Source organism: Dulcicalothrix desertica PCC 7102 (assembly GCF_003991905.1).
Classification (GTDB): Bacteria; Cyanobacteriota; Cyanobacteriia; order Cyanobacteriales; family Nostocaceae; genus Dulcicalothrix; species Dulcicalothrix desertica.
In genome coordinates this window covers 49236-51304 of the sequence record NZ_RSCL01000035.1, presented here as the reverse complement: position 1 = coordinate 51304, position 2069 = coordinate 49236, and the positions used below count along the sequence as shown (strand labels likewise).

Genomic DNA, 2069 nt, shown 5'->3' with positions numbered 1-2069 from the left:
GATTTCAGTTCACCTGCTGGTTGGCAGCGCATTGAAGCAGCTCTTGAGTCAATTATTCAATCAACTATTTCTAGAGATTCTGTTATATGACAGATAAAAAAGAATTTACAACTAAACTTTTAGGTGTTTCTGAAACTCTGATGATTACTTTTTACGGGCGGCGCCGAATCTCGCTAAATCCTCATAAGATTTTTGACAGTACTAAAGAATTGCTAAGTAATGCCACGGAATAGAGATATAAGAACGTGAATATATGATTACCAAAAAGCCGAGAACTTATTTACCAAAAATTCCTGTGTAATTATAGCCAACTCCAATTAATAATCCAGCATCAGTTTCATTTCCAATAAAACCAACATTCACCCTAACTGTTGCCGTTAGGTCTTGAGATATTGGAATATCTACACCTCCTGCTAGTAAAGGGTCTAATTTAAATTTGCTAGTAACTCTAATCAGTGTACCACCACCTATAAACGGTGAAGCAATTACTTGTCCTGCACTATTTTTGATGGGAATTGAACCTGTTAGAGCCAAAGCGCTAGTAGCTGTACTGTCACCGAATATTGTTGTTGCATCATATAATGCAAAATTTTCTGTGAATGCTGTTTTACCAAGAATTGTAAAATTAGTATCCGTTATGCCTGTAGTATCTCCACTGATACCAAAATTAGCACCAATCCCTATATAGCTTTGCTTATAATGCGTATTTTGTTCATTTGTATTAGCTTGAGATATTGGTTGTATTTGGCTAGCTTGAGCCAATTTGTAATTTTTAGATATTAAAGGGACAGGAGTTTCAGCTAAAACTTTATAATCGTTTTCAAAAGTAATTGCAGTAGTAGGCAATATTACAATGATGAATTGAATAAATAAACAGTTGATTTTTATCATTGCTAAGACTCCTCTTTTATGTTTTCAGCAATCTAAACAAAAAATATTTAGTTATTGCACAATTGTTACTCCAGCTTGTCTGACTAAAAGGAAAAGACTGTGCGAAGTGTGCTGGTTACAATATCGCCATTACTATCTTGGTTTCCTGCATTAGTGATGACTTGAACTGATGGCGTAATGCGAATATTTTGGCTCAACGGGTAGTTGTAAAAAGCTTCTAAACTCATTTGAGTTGCATTGCCAATATTGCTATCAATAAATGGCTGACCAACTGCTACCCCAAAAATGGCGCCAGTTTGAAATAAGAACATTGAGTTCTCCTCGATACAAAGGACTGAGAACATTTGGCCGGGGATTTCCAAGAGAAATTCGTCCTAAAAGAGTATTGGTAGCGGGGTAGGTAGTTATTAACTTACTTGATAATGCAATTAAGTATGCACAATCACAAACCGTGTGTTTAAACATCCTCCCACCAATAGAAAAACAGCAACGTCAATATATACCTTTAGAAGTACGCTTCCTTGCCTAACTAGCGGACACGCGCGGTAACGGCACGTTGTAAGAAAGCAAATGCGCGGTTGTAATTTAAAATTGCAGTTACTCTATCGCTTTCAGCGCGCGTCAAGTCATTTTCTGCCGCAATAACATCAGTTTGAGTACCAACACCAGCTTGAAATCTCAACCTTGCTAGTCGCAAAGCCTCTTTTGCTTGCTGTAACGCCAAATCTGTAGTTTGAATATTAGTCAAATTAGATTGTAATTGAGTATATTGTTGCTCGACATCGAAGCGAATTTGGTCGCGCTGTTTAGCAAAATTTCCTTCGGCAATGGTAATGTTAGTTTTCTCTTGCGCTGCTCTTGCTCTTGCGGCGCCTCCATCAAATAGGTTTAAAGAAGCTTGTACACCAAGCGAATAACCATCGGTGACGCTGATATTATCGTTAAATTGGTCAAGTAAACTGTAGTTTGCAACTAAGCTAATTTGCGGTCCTAATTGAGATAATGCTTGGCGCCTTCTTTGAACGCTGATATTGCGTTGTGCTATAAATTTGGGTAATTCGGGGCGATTTTGAAAAGCTAAAATAATCGTCTCTTCGACAGTTTGATTCCAAACTCCGGCTAATTTAACAGGGTCTGATGCACTAATATTCAATGATTGTGATAAATTTAGTAAATTA

The 2069-nt window shown here is 37.2% G+C and carries 4 protein-coding genes; 1 reads left to right on the top strand and 3 read right to left on the bottom strand.

All coding sequences use genetic code 11. From position 1 onward, the window contains the following. The first annotated feature begins 86 nt into the window (after window positions 1-86). Window positions 87-233 (top strand): hypothetical protein, encoded by a 147-nt coding sequence (locus tag DSM106972_RS51835; RefSeq protein WP_158632975.1) that lies wholly within the window; start codon window positions 87-89, stop codon window positions 231-233. Window positions 234-276: 43 nt separating this feature from the next. Here DSM106972_RS51835 and DSM106972_RS44160 read toward each other — a convergent pair whose 3' ends face one another. The 3 genes from DSM106972_RS44160 to DSM106972_RS44145 form a co-directional block, all read right to left on the bottom strand. Next, window positions 277-891, bottom strand: a complete 615-nt coding sequence (locus tag DSM106972_RS44160; RefSeq protein WP_127086665.1) for a hypothetical protein — start codon at window positions 889-891, stop codon at window positions 277-279. Between the two features lie 83 nt (window positions 892-974). Then, window positions 975-1202, bottom strand: a complete 228-nt coding sequence (locus tag DSM106972_RS44155; RefSeq protein ID WP_325052275.1) for a carbohydrate porin — start codon at window positions 1200-1202, stop codon at window positions 975-977. Between the two features lie 218 nt (window positions 1203-1420). Next, window positions 1421-2069: TolC family protein (locus DSM106972_RS44145; protein WP_233787964.1), on the bottom strand; the 649-nt coding region annotated here is incomplete at its 5' end.